The organism is Rahnella sp. RcJ3 (assembly GCF_009498575.1).
GTDB lineage: Bacteria > Pseudomonadota > Gammaproteobacteria > Enterobacterales > Enterobacteriaceae > Rahnella > Rahnella aceris.
The window spans coordinates 97,698-119,927 of the sequence record NZ_QSNX01000003.1 but is presented as its reverse complement, the minus strand read 5'-3'; the positions used below and the strand labels follow the sequence as shown (position 1 = coordinate 119,927).

Annotated in this window: 21 protein-coding genes; 5 read left to right on the top strand and 16 right to left on the bottom strand. The window is 54.3% G+C overall.

What is annotated here, in order from left to right; all coding sequences use genetic code 11:
- The first annotated feature begins 50 nt into the window (after nucleotides 1-50).
- Nucleotides 51-527 carry a DUF805 domain-containing protein gene (locus DXU84_RS05400; protein WP_013574918.1) on the top strand — a complete coding sequence of 159 codons (477 nt, stop codon included), beginning with the start codon at nucleotides 51-53 and terminating at the stop codon, nucleotides 525-527.
- A 27-nt stretch (nucleotides 528-554) separates the two neighbouring features.
- On the opposite strand, the gene DXU84_RS05395 is transcribed toward DXU84_RS05400, so the two are convergent.
- From DXU84_RS05395 to DXU84_RS05355, 9 genes are all read right to left on the bottom strand, one after another.
- On the bottom strand, nucleotides 555-1,103 hold the full coding sequence (locus DXU84_RS05395; protein ID WP_013574919.1) for an alpha/beta hydrolase: 549 nt from the start codon (nucleotides 1,101-1,103) through the stop codon (nucleotides 555-557).
- The gene (citG, locus tag DXU84_RS05390; protein ID WP_153375051.1) at nucleotides 1,100-1,939 is read right to left on the bottom strand and encodes a triphosphoribosyl-dephospho-CoA synthase CitG; all 840 of its coding nucleotides are present in this window, start codon (nucleotides 1,937-1,939) and stop codon (nucleotides 1,100-1,102) included. The genes DXU84_RS05395 and citG overlap by 4 nt, the downstream gene beginning before the upstream one ends.
- Nucleotides 1,917-2,456: a citrate lyase holo-[acyl-carrier protein] synthase gene (gene citX / locus DXU84_RS05385; protein ID WP_013574921.1), complete on the bottom strand. Its 540-nt coding sequence runs from the start codon at nucleotides 2,454-2,456 to the stop codon at nucleotides 1,917-1,919. The genes citG and citX overlap by 23 nt, the downstream gene beginning before the upstream one ends.
- Nucleotides 2,456-3,982, bottom strand: a complete 1,527-nt coding sequence (gene citF, locus DXU84_RS05380; RefSeq protein ID WP_037035955.1) for a citrate lyase subunit alpha — start codon at nucleotides 3,980-3,982, stop codon at nucleotides 2,456-2,458. Before citF ends, citX begins: the two co-directional genes overlap by 1 nt.
- A 30-nt stretch (nucleotides 3,983-4,012) precedes the next feature.
- Nucleotides 4,013-4,888: a citrate (pro-3S)-lyase subunit beta gene (gene citE / locus DXU84_RS05375; protein ID WP_013574923.1), complete on the bottom strand. Its 876-nt coding sequence runs from the start codon at nucleotides 4,886-4,888 to the stop codon at nucleotides 4,013-4,015.
- A complete protein-coding gene (citD, locus tag DXU84_RS05370) occupies nucleotides 4,885-5,175 on the bottom strand; it encodes a citrate lyase acyl carrier protein (protein WP_013574924.1) in 291 nt (96 codons plus the stop codon). Before citD ends, citE begins: the two co-directional genes overlap by 4 nt.
- A gap of 15 nt (nucleotides 5,176-5,190) precedes the next feature.
- A complete protein-coding gene (gene citC, locus DXU84_RS05365) occupies nucleotides 5,191-6,285 on the bottom strand; it encodes a [citrate (pro-3S)-lyase] ligase (protein ID WP_037035949.1) in 1,095 nt (364 codons plus the stop codon).
- An 86-nt stretch (nucleotides 6,286-6,371) separates the two neighbouring features.
- The gene (locus DXU84_RS05360) at nucleotides 6,372-7,259 is read right to left on the bottom strand and encodes a fumarylacetoacetate hydrolase family protein (protein ID WP_013574926.1); all 888 of its coding nucleotides are present in this window, start codon (nucleotides 7,257-7,259) and stop codon (nucleotides 6,372-6,374) included.
- 36 nt (nucleotides 7,260-7,295) lie between these two features.
- Nucleotides 7,296-8,660: a 2-hydroxycarboxylate transporter family protein gene (locus DXU84_RS05355; protein ID WP_134706051.1), complete on the bottom strand. Its 1,365-nt coding sequence runs from the start codon at nucleotides 8,658-8,660 to the stop codon at nucleotides 7,296-7,298.
- Nucleotides 8,661-9,031: 371 nt separating this feature from the next.
- Here DXU84_RS05355 and DXU84_RS05350 point away from each other — a divergent pair, with 371 nt between their 5' ends.
- The gene (locus DXU84_RS05350) at nucleotides 9,032-10,699 is read left to right on the top strand and encodes a sensor histidine kinase (protein WP_013574928.1); all 1,668 of its coding nucleotides are present in this window, start codon (nucleotides 9,032-9,034) and stop codon (nucleotides 10,697-10,699) included.
- On the top strand, nucleotides 10,689-11,375 hold the full coding sequence (locus DXU84_RS05345) for a response regulator (protein WP_015689638.1): 687 nt from the start codon (nucleotides 10,689-10,691) through the stop codon (nucleotides 11,373-11,375). The genes DXU84_RS05350 and DXU84_RS05345 overlap by 11 nt, the downstream gene beginning before the upstream one ends.
- A 10-nt stretch (nucleotides 11,376-11,385) precedes the next feature.
- Here the strand turns inward: DXU84_RS05345 and DXU84_RS05340 are convergent, their stop codons facing one another.
- Nucleotides 11,386-12,816 carry an EmmdR/YeeO family multidrug/toxin efflux MATE transporter gene (locus DXU84_RS05340; RefSeq protein WP_037035940.1) on the bottom strand — a complete coding sequence of 477 codons (1,431 nt, stop codon included), beginning with the start codon at nucleotides 12,814-12,816 and terminating at the stop codon, nucleotides 11,386-11,388.
- A 233-nt stretch (nucleotides 12,817-13,049) separates the two neighbouring features.
- On the bottom strand, nucleotides 13,050-14,498 hold the full coding sequence (locus DXU84_RS05335; RefSeq protein ID WP_037035937.1) for an AMP nucleosidase: 1,449 nt from the start codon (nucleotides 14,496-14,498) through the stop codon (nucleotides 13,050-13,052).
- A 127-nt stretch (nucleotides 14,499-14,625) separates the two neighbouring features.
- On the opposite strand from DXU84_RS05335, the gene DXU84_RS05330 reads away from it, so the two are divergent.
- Nucleotides 14,626-15,267 carry a glutathione S-transferase family protein gene (locus tag DXU84_RS05330; protein ID WP_013574932.1) on the top strand — a complete coding sequence of 214 codons (642 nt, stop codon included), beginning with the start codon at nucleotides 14,626-14,628 and terminating at the stop codon, nucleotides 15,265-15,267.
- Nucleotides 15,268-15,333: 66 nt separating this feature from the next.
- On the opposite strand, the gene shiA is transcribed toward DXU84_RS05330, so the two are convergent.
- From shiA to DXU84_RS05305, 5 genes are all read right to left on the bottom strand, one after another.
- A complete protein-coding gene (gene shiA, locus DXU84_RS05325) occupies nucleotides 15,334-16,653 on the bottom strand; it encodes a shikimate transporter (protein WP_013574933.1) in 1,320 nt (439 codons plus the stop codon).
- 204 nt (nucleotides 16,654-16,857) lie between these two features.
- On the bottom strand, nucleotides 16,858-17,556 hold the full coding sequence (locus DXU84_RS05320; protein WP_119261449.1) for an RluA family pseudouridine synthase: 699 nt from the start codon (nucleotides 17,554-17,556) through the stop codon (nucleotides 16,858-16,860).
- A 150-nt stretch (nucleotides 17,557-17,706) separates the two neighbouring features.
- Nucleotides 17,707-18,615, bottom strand: a complete 909-nt coding sequence (locus DXU84_RS05315) for a LysR family transcriptional regulator (protein ID WP_153375049.1) — start codon at nucleotides 18,613-18,615, stop codon at nucleotides 17,707-17,709.
- A 133-nt stretch (nucleotides 18,616-18,748) separates the two neighbouring features.
- Nucleotides 18,749-19,522 carry an SDR family oxidoreductase gene (locus DXU84_RS05310; protein WP_013574936.1) on the bottom strand — a complete coding sequence of 258 codons (774 nt, stop codon included), beginning with the start codon at nucleotides 19,520-19,522 and terminating at the stop codon, nucleotides 18,749-18,751.
- A 201-nt stretch (nucleotides 19,523-19,723) separates the two neighbouring features.
- Nucleotides 19,724-20,731: a LacI family DNA-binding transcriptional regulator gene (locus tag DXU84_RS05305; RefSeq protein WP_112151762.1), complete on the bottom strand. Its 1,008-nt coding sequence runs from the start codon at nucleotides 20,729-20,731 to the stop codon at nucleotides 19,724-19,726.
- A gap of 244 nt (nucleotides 20,732-20,975) precedes the next feature.
- Between DXU84_RS05305 and DXU84_RS05300 the strand changes: the two genes are divergently transcribed.
- Entirely contained in the window at nucleotides 20,976-22,217 is a 1,242-nt protein-coding gene (locus DXU84_RS05300) for an MFS transporter (RefSeq protein WP_015689639.1), read from the top strand.
- Nucleotides 22,218-22,230 lie beyond the last annotated feature (13 nt).

Below are 22,230 nucleotides of genomic sequence, written 5' to 3'. Positions count from 1 at the left end.
ATGAAATTTCCATTGAAACATCAGATGAACAGGCAAAAGGACGTGATGAAATGACGCTATGGCAGTGTTATGTGCAGGGCTGGAAAAAGTATGTGGATTTCCGTGGTCGGGCGAGCCGCAAGGCGTTCTGGACCTTTGCGCTGGGTAATTTGCTGATTATTATTTTGCTGACGATGGGCGTGTCATTCCTGTTCGCGCTGGCGGGTAATCCTTACAGCATTTTCTACGCGGGTGTCGCTTACACCCTGTTTGCGCTGGCGACGGCATTACCGTTGCTGGCGGTCGGTGTCCGGCGTATGCACGACATCAACCGTTCCGGCTGGTGGTTTGGTGGCGTTTATCTGGCTGGTATTGTCTCGCGCCTGCTGAATACGATCCTGATGCAATACGCTTCACCGGAAACCTATGTCTGGATGAAAATCACGCTGGGCATCGTGCTGGGCTGGATCCCGCTGCTGGTGATGGTTTTCCTGTGCTGCCAGAAATCACAGCCTGCGCCGACCACACAAACCCGCATTGTTGAGTAACGTCACGCTGAAAGCATTATTGCGCATTTAATCCGACAAGTTTGCCGCCAGTTGCGCGGCAAACACCTCCAGTTTTGCCAGCCCCCACGACCAGTCGCCGAATCCTGATTCCACATTGATATGTCCGGCTTCGCCGATATCTGCCAGCTCGCAGCGCCACGCCTGTGCCCAAAATTCCGCGCGGGTAAAGGTCAGCAGCGGATCGGTATGGCTGGCGACCAGCAGCCCCGGCACGGCCAGCGGTGCAGGGAGAATGTCATCACCCAGTCCGAACCGCACAGGCTCGGCGGGGGCGACCAGCATGACACCCGCCACGCGTTGCGGATGACGGTTCGCCCACACCAGACTGGCAAGCGCGCCAAAACTGTGGCCGATCAGCAGCAGCGGGGATGTCGCCTGTTTTTGCTCGCGATCGATGGCGGTGATCCAGCCCTCGAGATCAACCTGCGCCCAGTTGCGCTGTTTTATACGCAGCCAGTGCGGATGCTGCTCATGCCAGCGGCTTTGCCAGTGTCCGGCCTCGCTGTCACGTAATCCGGGCACCAGCATGCGGGTGAATTCAGGGGACGAATTCATTGCGGGAAAACCATCAGCACGGTGGCAATCGCCAGCAAATCAGCACTGCCGCCAGGGCTGAGATTGCGGGCGATCAGGGCGCGGTCCATCTGCTGCAAATCCTCTGTCTTCCAGCCCGTTATCAGCAACCGGCGGGCGTAGTCCTGCACGAAATGTAATCCGTCCAGCCCGCCGCGTGCTACCAGATTGGTATCGGGGTTATAGGCCATCAGGCGCAGCAAAGCATTAAGACTGCGGCGCCCGGAATGGCTTTCCTGATACCAGTACGGAAAAACGTGACGGCGTAAAGTGAGGAACCCGCTCTGCACTTCGCCACGGGCACCGGTCATGCCGTGCGCCATAAACAGCCGTTCACCGGCAGTCACCGGCTGGCGGCAGCTTTGCAATTCACGTTCAACCAGCCCTTGCGTCATGGCAGCCACTTCAGCGCATAAGCGGTGGCGGGTCAGTGGCTGGCTCTGGCCGGTCAGCCTGCCTGCGGCGGTGCACAATAATCCCAGTGAAAAGATGCCGCCTTTATGCGTATTAACGCCTTGTGTGGCACCGAACATCGCCTGTTCGCAGGCTATTCCGGTCGGGCGGATGCGCGCCAGCATCGCCTGCGCCGGTTGCAGGAAATCCTGCTGACCAAGGGCGAAAAACTGATGCAGCCAGGGCGTGATGGCGTCAATGCTGCGCAGAAACAGAGGTAAATCCATGTCGCGGTGCGAGCCGTTATTGGCGCTGTCGACCAGTCCCGGTTTGGGCGTCAGCCACACTTCACGGCGCAGTGCCTCTGCCGCCAGCGTAGCGATGTCCGTGCAGGCGGGGTGTTCAGCGCGTGCGGTGCCAGCCATCAATCAGTGCCTCCACTTTAGCGATAACGTCCACGAGCGGGTGCTGACGTGAACGGGCGCAGGCATGCGCAGGACCGTCGCAAATCAGGCAGCGGCGGCTGGCATTGTCCAGCGAACGGCGGCCAACAACACCCGCCTGCGGGCAGATCACATCGAAATCCCATAAACGCCCGAGGGCATGCGATTGTTCCAGTTCAACCGTGGCCGCTTTCACTTCCGGCGCAGGATGTGCCACGCACCAGAATGCTTCGGCGCCGGTCGGCAGCCAGAAAACCTGATGTTTCAGCACCGGCCAGCCGTGTTGCAGCAGCATAACTTCGGCACGTTGCAACGCCTCGCGCATCACCTGACGCCAGGCCACGGAGTCTTTCACCGGCCCCGGCGTCACCAGCGTGAGTGAAATCAGCGGTTGTGAGAATTGAGTCAGCCAGTCGGTTTGCCGTTTGGCACGCAGTTCCTTTGCTGCCAGCAAATCCTCCAGGCTGACGCCTGCATCCGCAGGCGTCATGATGGTCATTATGCGTCCTCTTTTACCTGATGAACCACGTCGATCACGCTGCCGTCGCGATAGCGGATAACGCCCACCACACGGTCAGTGAATTCAATTGGTTTCGGTTCGCCGGTCAGGGAAATCGCCCGCTGATACAACGCTTCGATGTCCATGATTTTCATGCCAGCCTCTTCCAGCCGCTGACGGATTTCAGGACGTGCCGGATTGACGGCGATGCCGTGGTCAGTCACCAGCACATCGATGCTTTCCCCCGGTGTGACGCGGGTGGTGACGCGACGTACGACTGTCGGAATTCGGCTGCGCAGTAAAGGCGCGACGACAATGGTCAGATTGGCCGCACTGGCGACATCGCAATGACCGCCGGACGCGCCACGCATAACGCCGTCGGAACCCGTGATCACGTTAACGTTAAAGCCGGTGTCAATTTCCAGCGCACTCAGAATGACAATATCCAGTTGATCGCAGCTCGCGGCTTTGGCTCCCGGATTGGCATAAACGTTGGTAGAAATCTCGATATGCTGCGGGTTACGGCTAAGTGACGCCGCAGCCTGACCGTCGAAACATTGCGTATCCAGCAACGTTTCAATCAGGCCTTTTTCATGTAAATCCACCAGACTGCCGGTGATGCCCCCGAGGGCAAAACGGGCGGTGATCTGGTTGCGTTCCATTTTCTCTTCCATGAAACGGGTGCAGGCCGTAGCCGCTGCGCCGGAACCGGTTTGCATTGAAAAGCCCGGCTTGAAATAGCCGGAGTATTCGATGACTTCAGCCGCCGTGCGGGCGATCATCAGTTCGCGCGGATTACTGGTCACCCGCGCTGCGCCGACGCTGATTTTTGCCGGATCGCCGACCTGATCGACTTTAACGATGTAATCCACCTGATCCTGTACCAGGCTGGCGGGCATATTAGGGAAGGGCACCAGTTCTTCGGTCAGCAGCACCACGGTTCTGGCGAACTGTGCATCCACCATCGCGTAGCCCAGCGAACCGCAGCAGGATTTACCGTGCGTGCCGTTGGCATTGCCGAATTCATCGCTGCATGGCACGCCGAGAAACGCGACATCAATCTTCAGCTCGCCGTCCTGCAACAATTTAACCCGCCCGCCGTGTGAGTGGATTTGTACCGGTTCTTTCATCAGTCCGTGAGAAATGGCATCGGCCAGTTTGCCACGCATCCCGGAGGTATAAATACGGGTGATGACGCCGTTGCGGATAGGTTCGATCAGCGCATCGTTGCAGGTCATCAGCGAACTGGACGCCAGCGTGAGGTTTTTAAAACCGAGCTTCGCCAGTGTGGCGACGACGTTATTAATGACCTGATCACCTTCACGGAAAGCATGGTGGAAGGAAATGGTCATGCCGTCTTTCAGGCCGCTGCGGGCGATCGCCTGTTCCAGTGAATCGCAAAGTTTACGGTGCAGGCGGGCATCGGGATCGGAAAGATACGGCGTATTGCGGTGCGCGCCGTCAAAGGCAGTCAGATGCCTGAGCTGCGGATAAAGGCTGTGCAAAGTTTCAGTTAAATGACTCATTATCTTGATATTCCTGTGCAAAATTGAGGGCTAGCGACGGATGCCGGATGCACTGGCGCGTTCCAGTACCACCTGCGCATGGTTAATGATCGGGCCATCGATCATCTTGCCGTTGAGCGAAATTACGCCCAGACCCTTGCGCTCGCCTTCCTCTGCGGCGGCAATTACGCGGTGCGCATAGTCGACATCTTCCTGCGTCGGTGCGTAAGCGTTATGCAGCAGCTCAATCTGTCGCGGGTTGATCAGGGATTTGCCGTTAAAGCCCATCTTGCGGATCAGTTCCACTTCACGCAGGAAACCGGCCTCATCGTTGATGTCGGAATACACCACATCGAAGGCGTCAATTCCGGCGGCGCGTGCCGCGTGCAGCACGGCGCAACGGGCATAAAACAGTTCGGTACCGTCGCCGCGCTCGGTTTGCATGTCCATCACATAATCGAAAGCCGCCAGCGCGATGCCGATAAGACGCGGCGAGCAGCGGGCGATCGCCACGGCGTTAATCACACCAATGGCCGATTCGATGGCCGCCATAATTTTGGTGGAGCCACCTTCGCGACCGCAGTCTTTCTCGATGCGTTCGATATGCGCTTCCAGCTCAAAAATATCTTCCGGCGTATCGGTTTTGGGTAAGCGCACCACATCCACGCCCGCCCGCACCACGGCCTCGAGATCTTTAAGGCCAAAGGGGGTGCTGAGCTGATTGATGCGCACCACGGTTTCAATATCGCGATACATCGGGTGTTGCAGGGCATGAAATACCAGAATGCGTGCGGTATCTTTTTCGCGCAGCGAAACGGCATCTTCCAGATCAAACATGATGGAGTCAGGGCGATAGATAAATGCCGTGGATAACATGGCGGCGCTGGACCCCGGCAGGAACAGCATACTGCGGCGGAGTTTTTTCATCGTAATGTCTCCCAGTTAATCTCTTCAGCCTGTGCCGCACGCAGTACTGCACTTTGTACCCGGGCGCGGATCACACAATCCAGCGCACCTTTATCTTCGATAATCACCAAACCCGCGATGACGCCGAGTGCACTCAGCGTGTCATTCACTACACTGCGGATCTGGTCGCCAAATTGTTTGGCGACCTCGCTGCTGATTACCACATTCAGCTCACTGGCCGGGGCGATTTTTACCAGTAAATCGCTGGATTCAACCGTGCCTGCCAGCGCCTCCTTCACAATTTTCATCAATATTTCCTGCTGTTAACAAAGTGAGGGTGAAATAATAAGGACATCGTCATGCGCCGGTTCTGCGGGCGCAGTGGCGGAATAGTGTTGTTCAAGGTGTACATAAGTGCTGAGCGGAACAATGTCCCGGATGCGCGGTAACTGATGCGCCCGGAGCAGCGCACGCACTTCTGAGGCCGAAATGGCCCGGCCGCTGGCGTGACGTTTGCGCGGCAACTCAATCACCTTCAGCGGTGGCGACGTCAGGCGTGCGGGCGCTTCCAGCCAGTCATGCATGTCGCAGTTGTACTGATGGGTCACCGGACAGAAAGGCTCGCTGCCGACAAAACGGTGGGTAATGCCTAACGCCGGTGCGATGTACTGACGAAAAATCAGCAAATCCATCACGCTCCACGCCTGATTCACCAGCCCGGCGTCCTTGAGAAAATAGCCAGGAAAAGTTGCGCGGGAGATCAGGTATTCAGAACCGGCATGCACCGTCACGTTGGGCAGGTCCGCGACACCCAGACGGACCATTTCAAGACGTTCTTTAAACGGGAAATACGACACATCTTCGCTCACCACAAACACATGCAACCAGTCACAGGTTGCCGCTGCCTGTTCTGCCAGAAAGCGATGCCCGAGGGTGAACGGGTTGGCATTCATTACCACGGCACCGATGCGCTGGCCGCTGTGATGATGGCGTTGCAACCCGCGGCAATAATGGCTGATGCCCACCGGCGTGTTTTCCATCAGCACGGCAACGTCGTCCCATTGCACCAGCGGGTAAAATCCGCAGCCGCGAAAGCGCTGCAGATTCGATGGCCGCGTATAGAGAAATAAATGGAATTTGCCGCCGGACACCGCCAGATTTTCCACTTCACCCAGCAATCTGGCGCTGAGATTTTCCCCGCGCCAGTCGGCGGCCACGGCGACGCATTTGATAGTGTTGCTGACCAGACCGGCACAGCCGACCAGCCGGCGGCCGGAGCAGGCCACCACGAACTGCTCAATGTCGTCATCCATGCCTAACTGGCTTTGCTGCAACAGGGTGCGGATATCCTCCAGCATGCCTTCCGGCGGCTGGCTGACACTGATGACATGAAAGTCCGGTTGGTCACGGCTGAACATAATGCGTTCCTGATGTCGGCTGTAAGTCAAAGCGATGTTTAAAACGCCGGGCTGAATGCCCGGCCAGTTCGGTCAGTGTTAACCGGTTAGTGGGCTGCCTGGGCATGACTCACCTGACGGCTGGCGGCAACCTTCGTGTCTGCTGCGACGATCATATTGCTGAGATGACCAATCTTTTCGATTTCTACTTCGATACGGTCGCCGGGTTTCATAAACAGCGGCGGTACGCGCTTTTTACCCACGCCGCCCGGTGAGCCGGTAATGATCACGTCACCGGCACTCAGCGAGGTAAAGGTGCTGATGTACTCAATCAGTTCGGCGACTTTGTGGATCATGCTGCGGGTGTTGTCGTCCTGCACCATGTGGCCGTTCAGCCAGGTGCGGATCGCCAGGGTGTGCGGGTCGGGGATTTCATCGGCGGTGGTCATCCACGGTCCGAACGCACCGGTTTGCGGCCAGTTTTTACCGGCGGTAAACCAGGTGTGCTGCCAGTCACGGGCGGAGCCGTCCATATAACAGCTATATCCTGCGACATGAGTAAGTGCATCTTCGCGGGAGATATTTTCCCCCGCAGAACCGATAATCACCGCCAGTTCACCTTCGTAATCAAACTCGACAGAAAGGCTCGGTTTGATAACGGGAGAGGCATGGCCGGTTTGGGAATCGGCGAAGCGGACGAACAGCGTCGGGGCCGGATTATGCTGATCAAACTCTTTACGCTTTTCGGCGTAATTCATGCCGACACAGAGAATTTTTTCCGGATTCTGGATCACCGGCAGAAAAGTCAGGTCGTCGAAATCCACATCAGCGGGCAGGGCAGCCAGCGCCTGGGCCTGTGCCAGCGCATTGCCTGCCAGCAGGGCTTTGAGGTCGGGATAACGTTGCCCGAGATGACGGCCGAGGTCGATCATGCCGCGCTCTGTCGCGATGCCGTAGGACTTGCGTCCCTGATAGAGATAACTTGCCAGTTTCATAAAAATGTCCTGAATTAAAAAAGGGTTAGCCCGGCGTCAGACAAGGAAGTTGCCAAGCACCAGCAGGGAGACTGAAACATTGATGGCGCCGCCAATGCGCGTGGCAATTTGGGCAAACGGCATCAGTTGCATGCGGTTACCCGCTGTCAGAATGGCGACGTCACCGGTACCGCCCTGACCGCTCTGGCAGCACGAAACAATGGCCACATCAATCGGGTGCATGCCAATTTTCTTGCCGACGAAGAAGCCGGTGGCGACCAGCGCCGCAACGGTGCTGACAATGACCAGGAGATTAGAAATGGTGAATGCGGCGACCAGTTCATTCCACGGTGTGATGGCCACGCCGACGGCGAACAAAATCGGGTAGGTGACGGAAGTCTGGAAGAATTTGTACACCACCTGAGAGCCTTCCAGCAGGCGGGGTGAAACGCCGTGCGCCAGTTTCAGGCCAACGGCCGCAAACAGCATGCCGACCGGTGCAGGAAGACCAATCAGTTTGTGTAACAGCATGCCCACCATATACAGCAGAACGGCCAGCAGGGCGCCTGCCGCGATGGTGGTGACATCCGTTTTACCACCGGTGCCGCTCAGCTTGCTGCTGTCAGCGGTGGCATTTTTGGAGGACGGCATCAGCTGGCCTTCGCCGGTCAGATGCGGATAGCGTTTACCTAACTGGTTGAGCGAGCCGGAAATGACAATAGCGGTCAGGCTGCCCAGCATCACGATAGGCAGAATGCGACCCAGCGCCACGCCCTGATCCATATGCAGGATGGCTGCATAACCGATGGAAAGCGGGATCGCTCCTTCACCGACGCCACCGGCCATAATCGGCAGGATCAGGAAGAAGAAAATCTGAAAAGGTTCCATGCCCAGCGACAGACCCACGCCCATCCCGACCAGCATGCCGACCACTTCGCCACACAGCATCGGGAAGAAAATACGCATGAAACCCTGGATCAGCACTTTGCGATCCATGCTCATGATGCTGCCCACGATGATGCAACAAATGTAGAGATACAGAATGTTGGTGCTTTTATAGAACTTGGTGGTGGATTCCACCACGACATCCGGCAGCAGGCCGTAATAGACCAGCGCGGAAGGAATGAACGTGGCGCAAATCGCTGCCGCGCCCATCTTGCCGATGAAAGGAAGACGTTTGCCGAATTCGCCGCAGGCGAATCCAAAGAACGCCAGCGTGGCGACCATGACCACGATGTCGCTCGGCAGTTTGCCGTCGAGACAATCTATTGCGATAAGCAACCCCGCCATGGCAAACAGCGGCAACGGAATAATGCCGATTTTCCAGGTGTCGAGAATGTGCCACCATTTTTCTTTTAATGAGAGCTGTTTTGCGGAAGAAACTCCCGCGGGAACAGAATAAGTGTCGTCGGTTGTACTCATGATGAATCCCCTGTGTCAATTTGTGCAGGGAGTGTAAGAGGAATAATAACCGGTAATATGTGAAGTGCCGCAAATTAGACAGGGTATTTTAAAGGAGCGAAAGGTTTTTATGGTTTTAATTAATTTAAAAACGCGTGATGCGTTTATTTTCTCGTGGTTTTTATGGTGTTATTTGTAATTATAATATTACTGTTAATTTATCGTGAAATAGCTGTTGTGAATTATGTGTTGTGCCGTCAGAGGCTTGCGGTGCCTGAAGGTGTTCTGCGGCATGCCTCGCAACTTTGATCCTTCATTCTGACGGAAATACCGGAGAATGATAATCTTCACATACTGTTTGTTAATATCACGGTCTGGCGATAGGTTCTCCGATGCGGTTCCGTCCTTCTTTTCAGATAAAGCTTTTTGTTTATCTTGTTCTGTTATTTATGGCGCTTTTTTCGCTGACAGGTGTTTATTACTATCACGATATAGAACGTCAGTTATATGAAGATATGGGTATTCGTGCAAAAGTTCAGGCAGAGGAAATTGCACTTATTCCCTCATTAATTACCGCAGTTGAAAATAAGGACATTTCAGCAATTAACAGTTTAATGAGGAATATTTCTGCTCACAGCGATGCCAGTTATATGGTGATCGGCGATGGTAAAGCGATACATCTGTTTCATTCGATTTATGCTGACCGCGTCGGAAAAACGCTGGTCGGAGGGGACAACGAAGAAGTGCTGGCGGGTAAAAGCACCACCACCATCCGGCTGGGTGGGATCGGGCTGTCGCTGCGCAGTAAAGCACCGATCGTGAACGCGCAAGGCAAGGTGATGGGTATCGTTTCTGTCGGCTATCTCACCAGCCACATCAACAGCCTGACCGTTGAAAAAGCCATCCGCATTTTACTGGCGGCCGCTACCTTGCTGCTGGCGTTGTTTACCTTTTCATGGTTTTTTTCACGTTCGATTAAACGACAGATGTTTGCGCTGGAGCCCCGGGAAATCGGCCTGCTGGTGCGTCAGCAAAAGGCGCTGATGGAGTCGATTTACGAAGGGGTGATCGCCATTGATGCGCACTCCCGCGTGGCGGTCATCAACCAGGCGGCCAAAAAGCTGCTCAACCTTGACGTGCCGTCCCGTGAACTGCGTGGTCAGCCGCTCAGGCAGGTGATTGCGCCGGTCAGTTTCTTTGACCCGCAGGTCATGCTGAAAAAAGACATTCACGATGAAATCTGTCTGTTCAATAACCTGACCGTGATTGCCAGTCGGGTGCGGATCATGCTGGAAGACCAGCTTCAGGGCTGGGTGATCACTTTTCGCGATTGCAGCGATATCGACCGGCTCAGCATCCAGCTAAGTCAGGTGCAGCGCTATGCCGATAACCTGCGGGTGATGCGGCATGAACAGCTCAACTGGACGGCAACGCTCGCTGGCCTGCTGCATATGGGACGCTACGACGAGGCGATTCGTTATATCGAGGCCCAGTCTGAAAGTGCGCAGGAATTGCTGGATTTCGTTTCAGAGCGGTTCTGCTCGCCAAGGTTGTGCGGTTTATTACTCGGAAAATATGCCCGTGCACGGGAAAAAGGTGTTGAGCTCACATTCGATCCTGCCTGTGAATTAACGTATCTGCCTGCTGCGCTCAGTGAAACTGAACTGATGTCGATCATCGGCAACCTGCTGGATAACGCCATCGAAGCCACGTTACTGCGCGGCAGTGATGCCGGGCCGGTTGAAGTGTATGTCGTTTCCGGCACGGATGAGCTGGTGATTGAAGTCGCTGACCACGGCATCGGGATTGCGCAGGAGCGGCGCGAACAGATTTTTGCGCTGGGGGTGACATCCAAAACGCAAGGCGATCACGGGCTGGGACTGCATCTGGTTGCCAGCTATGTCAGCCATGCGGGCGGAACCATTGAAGTGTCCGATAATCCGCCGAGCGGCGCTGTTTTCTCGGTCTTTATTCCGGTGTGCTGCCCTGAAGAAAAGGGTGGTTTTATGCCGGTAATCCCCGACCAGAAGAACTGGAAGAGAGCAAATGATGCAAGCTGAAATGATTGACGTAATGATTGTTGAAGATGAAAACCAGCTGGCACAACTGTATGCCGAACTGATTGATAATCACCGCTGGTTGCGACTGGTGGGTGTCGCATCCACGCTGCATGAAGCGAAAGTGCTTATCGAAGAAAAGCGTCCGCAACTGCTGTTGCTGGATAACTATTTGCCTGACGGTCAGGGGATTTCACTGATTGAAGATGACCTGCTGAAGAGAACACCCTGTTCGGTGATTTTTATCACCGCCGCCAGCGACATGAATACCTGCAGTCAGGCGATCCGCTGTGGTGCTTTTGATTACATCCTCAAACCGGTGTCGTGGAACAGGCTGCAACAATCGCTGGATCGCTTTATCCAGTTCAGCCAGACACAGCGGACCTGGAAAGTGGTGGATCAGCAAAACGTAGACAGCCTTTATCAGCTCCAGGCGAAGGATTTCACGCCGAAAGCGGGTAATAAAGGCATCGAGGAAAACACGCTGAATCTGGTGGAAGGCATCTTTATGCAGGATGCCGGACGCTGCTATTCAGTGGATGAAGTCGTCAGCGAAACGGGGTTGAGTAAAACCACTGCCCGCCGCTATCTCGAACACTGTGTGCAGAAAGGCGATTTGAAAGTCGACATGCTCTACGGGAAAATCGGCCATCCCCGCCGGATGTACCGGCGGGCATAACCGCAGTAAGTCATGCTGTCCTTTTGGCCTTCGGGTATTTCCACAACCAGCGGCCGCTGGCCATACGCCAGTAGAAAAACAGGCCGCGCACGATCCAGTCGAGGAACATCCCCAGCCAGATGCCGACTACGCCGAAGCCCAGGACGATCCCGAGGAAATAGCCCACCACAATACGGCAGCCCCACATCCCGAGCATAGAAACGTACATGGTAAAGCGGGCATCACGCGCGCCTTTCAGGCCCGCAGGCAATACCCACGAGGCAGCCCAGAAAGGCATAAAGGCGGCGTTCAGCCAGATAAGGATTTTGACGACGTCGATAACATCCTGTTCGTTGGTGTAAAACCGTGCCAGCAAACCGGCAAATGGCACTGAAAGGAAGGCCAGAACACACAGCCCGAAGGTGGAAAGCCAGAAAATATGGCGCAACTGGCGCTCAGATTGGGCAATTTGCCCTTTGCCCAGACGTGTTCCCACGATAATGGTCGAGGCAGAACCCAGCGCGTTGCCCGGCAGGTTGATCAGCGCCGCAATCGAGAAGGCGATAAAGTTACCGGCAATCACATTGGTGCCCATGCCTGCGACAAAAACCTGCGTCAGTAATTTACCGCCGTTAAACAATACCGATTCGATACTGGCCGGAATACCGATGCCTAAGACTTCGCGCAGAATGTTGGTATTGAGCGGCAGAAAATAGCTTTTCAGCGAGATTTTCAGGGACGGATTGAAACCAATCATCAGCACGAAAATGACGGCCACCGCGCCGATATAACGTGAAATGGTCAGCCCCAGTCCGGCACCGATAAAGCCCAGACCGTGCCAGCCGAAACAACCATAGATCAGCACACTGCTGATCACCAGATTGAGGATGTTCATCCCGCCGTTAAGTAACATCGGGATTTTGGTGTTACCCGCACCACGCAAAGCACCGGAACCGATCAGGGCAATGGCTGCCGCCGGATAGCTCCAGCTGCTCATTTGCAGGTAAGACAGCGCCAGTTCTTTTACCTCCGGCTCGGCATTGCCGGCGATCATGTCGACAATTACATGTCCGGAAAATTGCAGAAGTATCGCCAGCAGTACGGCAAAAACGGTCATGATCGCCAGTGACTGACGTGCTGCCGCACGGGCGCGCTCGTGGTCGAGTTTACCGAGGCTGAACGCCACGACGACGGTGGTACCAAGATCGACAGCGGCGAAGAATGAAATCACCACCATATTGAAACTGTCGGCCAGACCCACGCCTGCCATTGCTTCCTTGCCCAGCCAGCTGACCAGAAAAGTACTCAGTACGCCCATCAGCAGTACGCAGGCATTTTCGAAGAAAATAGGGACAGCGAGGGGCGTTATTTCGCGCCAGAACAACGTACGGTAAGAACGCCGTTTCGGATACCAGGGCGTGCGCTCGATGGCTTTGCGCAAAGAGACGATGACGTTTTGCAAGAGAATTCCAGTGTGGAAGAAAGTAGAACAGCGTTTTAATTTATGATGGTAAAAGACTCTGCATTATGCAAAGTCTTTTTTAGGAAATCCTTAATTCCCCGCCATATTTCGTGCCGCAGATGGGGGGGCTGCGGTTAATAACCCGAATCACTGACTTAATGTCAGCTCACCGGGATTATCAAACTTGCCGCCTGCCTGCAACACGAACTCTTTTAGGGGAATCAGAGTGGTTATCAGCGGAAAGGGGGTTCGTTAAAGGTACGCAATTTGCGTGAATGCAGATGATCGCCCTCAGCGCGCAACAGGTCGATGGCACAGATACCAATTTGCAGATGTTCTGAGATGGCGCCTTCGTAGAATTTGTTTGCCTGACCCGGCAGTTTGATTTCACCGTGCAACGGCTTATCCGATACGCACAGCAGCGTGCCGTAAGGCACCCGGAAGCGGTATCCCTGCGCGGCGATGGTTGCACTTTCCATATCGACGGCGACGGCGCGGCTGAGATTAAAACGCAATGCCGAGGCGGAATAACGCAATTCCCAGTTACGGTCATCGGTAGTCACCACCGTGCCGGTACGCAGGCGTTGCTTGACCAGCTCACCCGGCATGCCGCTCATCATTTTGGTCGCGTCATACAAGGCACGTTGCACTTCAGCAATGCTTGGGATCGGGATATCCGGCGGCAGTACGGCATCCAGTACATGGTCGTCACGTAAATAAGCGTGCGCCAGAACGTAATCACCGATCGACTGTGTTTCACGTAATCCGCCGCAGTGACCAATCATCAGCCAGACATGGGGACGCAGCACCGCCAGATGGTCACAAATGGTTTTGGCGTTGGCAGGGCCGACGCCGATGTTCACCAGTGTAATCCCCGCACCGTCGCGGGCAATCAGATGATAGGCGGGCATCTGGTGTTTTTTCCAGGCCAGATCAGACACTGCCTGCTCAGGGTTTTGCGTTTCTGCCGTGATAAATACACTGCCCGCGCAGGCCAGTGCTTCATACGGGCTTTCCGGATCGGCAATTTGCGCACACGCCCAGCTGACAAACTCATCGACGTATCGGGTGTAGTTGGTGAATAGCACATATGGCTGAAAATGTTCGGTGAGCGTGCCGGTGTAATGGCGCAGGCGTGCCAGCGAGAAATCAGCGCGCAGCGCATTGAAATGCGACAGCGGGAAAGTGTCACCGGGATAATGCAGGCCGTCTGCGGTTTCATCGCCTATCTGCGACAGTTCTGTGGTCGGGAAATGCTTCGCCAGCCCGGCGCTCATCGACCGGTCAAGCGTCAGATCCGAGCCGTCAATCACATACGAATAAGGGATCTCCTGCTGTGACGGCACCACTTCAATCACCGCATCATATTCCTCTTCCAGCAGGGAAAGCTGTTCCAGCAGATAATCACGGAACAGCTCAGGATGCGTGATGGTGTTGGCATAACGGCCCGGATGCGAAAAACGGCCATAAGCGCGGGTCGGGTTTTTGGCTGGCGTCACGCCATCCCAGCTGACCCGCAGTTCCGGATAAACAAACAGCCCGGCAGCACGCGCTGTGATATCAGGCAACGTACCCTGAACGATGAAATCTTTAATCGCATCCCGCAGGGCGGCCACAGAGTCGTTGTACATCTTTTCGAGCTTCTCAATCGCCTGTGAGGGGGTGAGGGACTTGTTATCCATACGCTTTTCCTTTGGGCTTCGTTTATGGTCATTCATTCTAAATATGGCTTGTCTGCACGGTGTCGCCAATGTTTTATTAGGGTACAAGAGCCGGATGGTGCTTTTATGAACGAACAGGGGGAAGTGAATGATTCGGGTATGGGGCAGAAAAACGTCGTCAAATGTGCAGGCGCTGATGTGGTGTATCGGGGAATTAGGGCTGGAGTATGAGCGGTTTGACATCGGCCATAAATACGGGGGGAATGACACCCCGGAATTTCTGGCGATGAACCCCAATGGCACGGTTCCTGTGATCCGCGATGGTGAAGGCCAGCCGCTGTGGGAAACCGGCGCCATCCTGCGTTATCTGGCAGGAAAATACGGTGCTGATGAATTCTGGCCGCAGGATCCTGAACGGCGAGCCGAAACCGATAAATGGACGGAATGGGCAAAAATCAGCGTAGCGATGAATTTCACTACGCCGGTGTTCTGGATGGTGGTGAGAACGGCGGCTAAAGATCAGGATCATCAGGCATTAGAAAAATCATTGCAGAATCTGAACAAGAAGCTGGCGATTGCCGAAGCGCAGATTGCCCGGCATGGCTACCTTGCCGGAAGCGCATTCACACTGGCCGATATTCAGTTTGGACACAGTTTGTATCGCTATTTCGATATTGCCATTGAACGGCCGTCCTTCCCGGCTATTGAACACTATTATGAAAAACTCACACAGCGTCCGGCATTTGCGGAACATGTGATGATCTCTTACGAGGAGCTGCGGGTGGTCTAAATCTGTTTCAGGTGCAAAAAAGCCCGCTTAATATTTTTAAGCGGGCTTTTCTACATGGCCGGCGGTTCAGCGCGGCGCAGGTGTCTTCATAAACATCGCCGTCAGCGCAGAAAGCAAACAGCCAGCCATCAGATAAATGGCGACGGAATGCCATTCACCGCCGGAGAAATTCAGCAATGCGGCGGCAATAAACGGTGTAAATCCGCCGCCCACGACGCTGGCGACCTGATAACCGACACCCGCACCGCTGTAGCGGTAACCTGCACCAAACATTTCCGTGAACATCGGTTGCTGGACGCAGACCACCATATCGTGAGCGATATTTGCCAGCAGCAGCGAGAAGATCACCACCCCGGCAATGGAGCGGGCTTCCAGCGCCATAAAGAACGGGAAGGCGCTCATCGCGCCGACGAGTGCGCCGGTAATGTAAATGCGGCGACGGCCGAAACGGTCTGCCAGCCAGGCGAATAACGGGATCGTCAGGCAACTGATACCGCCGACCAGCAGCCCGATATTCAGAAACAGCTCACGCGACATCCCCAGATTATGCGTCGAGTAGTTAAGGGCGAACGCCGTGACAATGTACATCGTCAGCAGTTCGCACAGGCGCAGGAGGATGATTTTCAAAAATGCGCCGGGATGGCGCAACAGCGCTTCAAATACCGGTAGCCGCTTTTTTGCTGCTTTGGGGAGCTTTTCCTGAGCACGTTCGAACTCGACCGACTCTTCCATGCCATTGCGCACCCATAGCGCGCCCAGCACCAGCACCACACTGAACAAAAATGGCAAACGCCAGCCCCAGCTGAGGAACTGCGCATCAGTGGTCAGGCTGCTGATCAGTGACACCAGTCCGGTCGCCAGCAACAGGCCGACGCCGTATCCCATCTGTATCCCGCTGCTGTAGAACGCCTTTTTACCGGAAGGTGCACTTTCCACCGCCAGCAGTGCCGCGCCACCCCATTCGCCGCCCACGGCAAATCCCTGAATGGCGCGCAAGGTGACCAGCAGCGCCGGAGCCCACCAGCCAATCGTCGCGAAAGAGGGAAGAATACCGATGCACGCGGTGGCAATGCCCATGATCCAGACGGTCATCATCAGCATCCGCTTACGACCCAGGCGATCGCCGAAATGTCCGAAGACAATGCCGCCGAGCGGGCGGAAGAGAAAGCCGACGCCGAAAGTAGCAAATGCGGCGAGTGTGCCCATTGCCGGGTCGATTTGCGGAAAAAATTCGCTGTTAAACACTAATGCTGCGGTGATGCCGTAGAGCAAAAAATCAAACCAGTCTACGACTGCGCCGACGAAACTGCCCCAGGCAGCCCGGCGGGCACGGTGATATGAAGGTATCTCCTCATCGGGGTGGGGGGCGGTGAGCATGGAGTCCATAATTGTCCTGTCTGTTCGTCAGATTTCTAAAATTTTTCGTTATTAAAATCGGTTAAAGGCCGTTTACCTGGCTGGAACGCAGCAAAATAAAAACCGCTACTGAGACTACAGCGTCAAACGTCAGGTTAAAAACGCTTTTGCAAAGCGGGAGGGCAATTTAATGCAGGGAATGTGCCGGGCGGGGTGTTAAAAAGGATTTCGCTTTCAGAACGGGCTGGCATGGCGGGCTTCGATCCGTTCTCCGCTGACGGGATGAACAAAATGCAGTTCACTGGCGTGCAGCATCAGTCGCGGAGTCTGTTCCGTGCCCGGCAGCAGGCGTCCGCCATACAAATCACAGCCCAAAATCGGGTGGCCCAGATACTGACAGTGAATGCGAAGCTGATGAGTGCGCCCGGTTTGCGGAGTCAGCAGTACCCGCGTCAGTGGCAGTAATTCGCCGTTTTCCTGCTCACGATAAAAGCGCTCAACCACCTGATAGCCGGAGCGGGCGGGCTTGCCGTGGACGGCGCAAATTGACATCAGGGGAAACAGTGCAGGGTCTTTGGCGATCGGCGCGTCTGTCACTCCCTCGTTATGTTGCAGATGCCCGCAAAGCAATGCGCTGTACACTTTGGTCACCGTGCGCTGGCTGAATTGATGGCAGAGGGCGGCATTGATAGCCTTATTACGCGCAATCACCATCAGCCCGGACGTGCCGAAATCCAGACGGTGAACCAGCGTACAGCCGGGAAATATCTTTACCAGCCGGTGATGTACGGAATCCAGATTTTGCGGGTTTTTCCCCGAGAGGCTGAGCAGTCCGGTGGGTTTATTGATAAGCACCAGATGCTCGTCCTGATACAGCGTCTCGATCTGGCCATGGCACGGCGGGGCAATAAAAGTATCGATAATCGCAGACATCAGGATACCCGGATGAAGAGTGGGAGCGGATGATAACGAATTTTAAACCGGCTGGCGAATCGGTAAGGTTCGCCAGGGTGAGACAGGTCGCTGATGTTGTCGGTGTGGCTAATTTTAGTCTGCAATTCTCTGGTCAATAAACGAGATAATTCAAGTATCCAGATGGGGTTGCATCAGTTTCTCAAACCATGCATGAAAAACAGCCAGTCTCCGGGATCGCTGGCGGCGATGTGGATAGAGCAGTGATACCGGCATAGACGCTGCACGGTAATCTGGCAGGACCTCAGTCAGTTCCCCTGAATCCAGAAGATGCTGAACATCGAAGCGGGGGATTTGGATCAGCCCAAGGCCTGCAAGGCAGCAGGCGATATAACTTTCTGCATTGTTAACCCCAACCTGGTGGGGGACGCTGACACTGTGTATATGTCCGTCCTTTGACTGATACTGCCAGGGTAACTCTTTACCCGTTCTTGATGAAATATAACCGATGGCCAGATGCTCCCCGACGAGATCGTCCGGCTGGGAGGGCAGGCCATGTTCGCTCAGATATGCAGGGCTGGCGCAGTTGATCAGGGTTATGTGACCCAGGGAGCGTACGACTAAACTGCTGTCATGCAATACGCCCACACGGATAGCGCAATCCACGCCGTCCTGTACCAAATCGATAGCCCTGTCCGATGACCCCAGAACCAGCTGTAAATGGGGGTGGCACCGCAATAACTCTGGCAGGGCCGGGGCAATCAGGCGACGGGCAATGCGGCTGGGGACATCGATGGTCAGCTTCCCTGAGGCCTGGCGCTGGCTGAGCTGAAATGACTGGTCGATATCCTCTACTTCTGCCAGTAAAGGGCGCACCCGTTCGAGCAATTGCTCGCCGTCGGTAGTCAGCCGCACTGTGCGGGTGGTGCGATGCAACAGCCTCACGCCCAGTTGCGATTCTAATTGCTGGATGGCGGCAGAAACGGAGGCTCGCGGCACAGAGAGTGCGCTGGCGGCCCGAACAAAGCTTCCCATTTCTGCGACCTGCGTGAATACGCGATATTGGTTGAACCTGTCCATCTTTAATATCTCGTTGTTATACCTGACAAAGGAAATTCGCTATTGCTCTTTGTCTGCGGCAGGGACGGGGATATTCCAGGGCCTTCAGCATATCACCCATCCTTTTTACAGTCCGATATTCAGATGTCATCGGTTATTTGGTGGTATAGCCGCCGTTGATCAGAATAGTCTGGCCGGTGATCCACCAGCCATCGCTCACCAGATGGCGAATGAAAGGCACCACGTCTTCAATATCGGTCAGGCCTGTTTTGCTGAAAGGAGAGAGTGCTGCTGCAGTTTTATGATATGCCACCGCGTCAGCGCCTTCAGCAGGATAAAAGAAAGGGGTATCCATCGGACCCGGCCCTACCGCCGTGACCGAAATACCGCGCGCGCCAAACTCTTTGGACGCTGCCCGTGTGTAATGCTCCACCGGGGCTTTCGTGCCTGCATACGCGGCGTAAAACGGGGTAAAGGCACCCAGAAGTGAGGTGACTACCGTGCAGATTTTACCGTTGTCGTTGAGATTTTTACCGGCTTCTTTGAGGAAAAAGAAAGCCGTTTTCGAGTTAACGGATGTCATCTCGTCGTATTCAGTTTCGCTTATTTCCGCCATGGGTTTTTTGAGGACTTTGCCCACGGTGTTGATAGCGATATCCGGCTTGCCAACGGCGGCGATGGTGTCAGCAAAGAGTTTTTCGACGGCTGCAGCGGTCGTCAAATCTGCCTGCAATGCCACCGCCCTGGCTCCGGCGGCTTCGATGGCGGCCAGCGTTTCATCAGCATCTGCTTTTGAGGAGGCGCTGTTGTAATGAATGGCGATGGCTTTCGCCCCCTGAGCGGCTAAATCGCGGGCGATCAAACCGCCGAGATTTTTAGCACCGCCTGCGATGATCACAACTTTGCCTTTAACAGAATGGTCTGCCATGGTGTGCTCCTTAGGTATTTGTCAGAAAGTTGAGTCTAGACATTAATCCCGTGAAAATAAGCACTCCAACGCTGAATAGACAATCCAGAAAATCAGTCTAATTCACTACCCGATAAGGCTCCTGAACGCTTTCTGCGGACAATTCTCAGGCCTGTGATATTTTCCATTCTTTTAAAAGCGGCTGATCATATTCATCTGCTTTTACTGTGGTTTTTTTACTGATTCACGAAGGAGTAACGGACTTTCAACGGCCACAGTATTCTTATGACACTCACCGTTAATAATATGAAGCGCACTAAGGCGTCCTATCTCGTAATGGGGTAATTGCACGGTCGAGAGGGGGGGTAAGAATAGATCGCCAATACCCACCATATTATCGTAGCCAAGCACCGCAACATCATCAGGGATCCTTAAGCCCTGTGACAGCAGCGTCTGATAGACCATAAATGCGATACGATCGTTTCCACATACCACTGAATCGAATTGAGGTTTGCCCTGGTTGATATGGGCCAAAAGCATGTCGGGAATATCGTGATAATGCTCATCGCCATATTCCATGTAATGGTGGTCGAGCGTATCAGGAGCTATACCGGCTTGCGTGCATGCCTGCTCCAGCCCTTTGCGGCGTCTGACAGTCGCAAGATGGTTGGCAGGCAAATGTAAGCAGAGCGGGCGACGATAGCCTGCAGATAAAAGTGCCCGCACCGCAACATACTGTCCATATTCATCATCGGGAATATAACTCGCTACCTGCTGATGCAGGCTTTCACAGTTGGCCAGCACACAGGGGAGGTTTAACAACTTTCCGGGCAGCGGTACCTGCCGCAATCCCATGGTGGTATAGATAATGCCATCCGGGCGATGTGAGAGAAGCAGATCAACGATTTTTTCCGGGCTGTCATCGGAAAACATGTTAACCACAAAGCTGTTCCAGCCATGCGCACGTGCGGTTTCTTCGATGGAGAGTGTGATTTCCACTGAAAAGGGGGTGGTCACAGTATCAAGTGCCAGCACACCGATGGTTTTTGCAATCGCGTGAGCGCCACGTATTTTTTTTGCTGATAAATCGGGCACGTAATTAGTGGCGTCGATAGCGGACTGTACGCGAGCCAGGGTCTCCGGCTTCAGGCGTTCCGGGGAGTTTAATGCCCTGGAAACCGTCATCAGCGACACGTTTGCCAGTTTTGCCACATCTTTCAGGGATGCCATTCTTCTCGCTCCAAACTTGTCACTACGCGACAGGCTATAAAACTAACTTGCTGATGTAAAAGGATCATACGTGATTTTGGACTGCGTGTGTCGTTTGCTGTAAACCCGAAAAGTTGATCATGATCTCACACTGATAATGTTAACGTTAACTTTTGTGATTAACATCTAGAATCGCCGTAAAACGGCATGCGTTTTATTTTATGTTAACGTTATCATTTGCGCTCCACCTCAGCATGAGATTGCCATGATGAAAACCCGTCATTCTCACAGTTATCTGATACTCAGCGCTTTATTGTTCTTTTTCTTTGTGACCTGGTCCTCTACAGGGTCGTTGCTCTCGATCTGGCTACATCAGGAAGTGGGTCTGAAAGCAGGGGACACCGGGATCATTTTTTCCGTGATGTCGCTTTCCACGCTGTTTGTGCAAATTTGTTATGGTTTTATTCAGGATAAACTCGGTCTGCGTAAGAACCTGCTCTGGTTTATCACGGCATTGTTGATCTTTTCCGGTCCGGCCTATCTGCTGTTTGGACATCTTCTGAAAATTAATGTCTTTCTGGGCAGTTTTTTTGGCGGGATCTATATCGGCCTGACCTTCAATGGCGGTATTGGTGTACTTGAATCCTACACCGAGCGTGTTGCCCGCCAGAGCCAGTTTGAATTCGGAAAAGCAAGAATGTGGGGATCGCTGGGTTGGGCTGTCGCCACGTTTTTCGCCGGGTTACTGTTTAATATCAACCCGAAACTGAACTTCGCGGTCGCCAGTTGTTCTGGTCTGATCTTCTTTATGCTTTTGATGCGGTTACGCGTCTCCTCGGCACCGCACGCGATGCAGGAAGCCGTGTCAGGCGGCAAAGTCACCCTTGAGGACGCATTACGCCTGCTGACCCTGCCGCGCTTCTGGGCTCTGGTATTCTTTGTGGTCGGCACCTGTATTTACGGCGTCTACGATCAGCAGTTCCCGGTCTATTTTTCCTCACAGTTCCCGACGCAACATGAAGGGAATGCCATGTACGGTTATCTTAATTCGTTTCAGGTGTTCCTGGAGGCCGCAGGCATGTTCTGTGCGCCGTGGCTGGTCAATCGTATCGGTGCCAAAAATGGTCTGATTTTCGCCGGAATGGTGATGGCGATGCGCATGGTCGCTTCCGGTTTAGTGGAAGGCCCGCTGCTTATCTCCATTACTAAGCTGCTGCATGCCGTCGAACTCCCGGTACTGTTAATCGCTATCTTCAAATACAACAGTCTTAACTTCGATAAACGACTCTCATCCACGCTCTATCTGGTGGGCTTTGCCTGTACGAGCTCAGTGATAGCCACCGTGTTGTCCCCCCTCGCCGGCTACAGCTACGAAAAATATGGATTTGCCCAGTCCTACCTGGTTATGGGGCTGATGGTGTTCTGTATCACCTTTATTTCTATTTTCTTGTTGCGCTCAGGTAAGCCTTCTAGGGATCCACAGATACCGCAACTTTCTACTATCTGATTGAAAAGAGAGA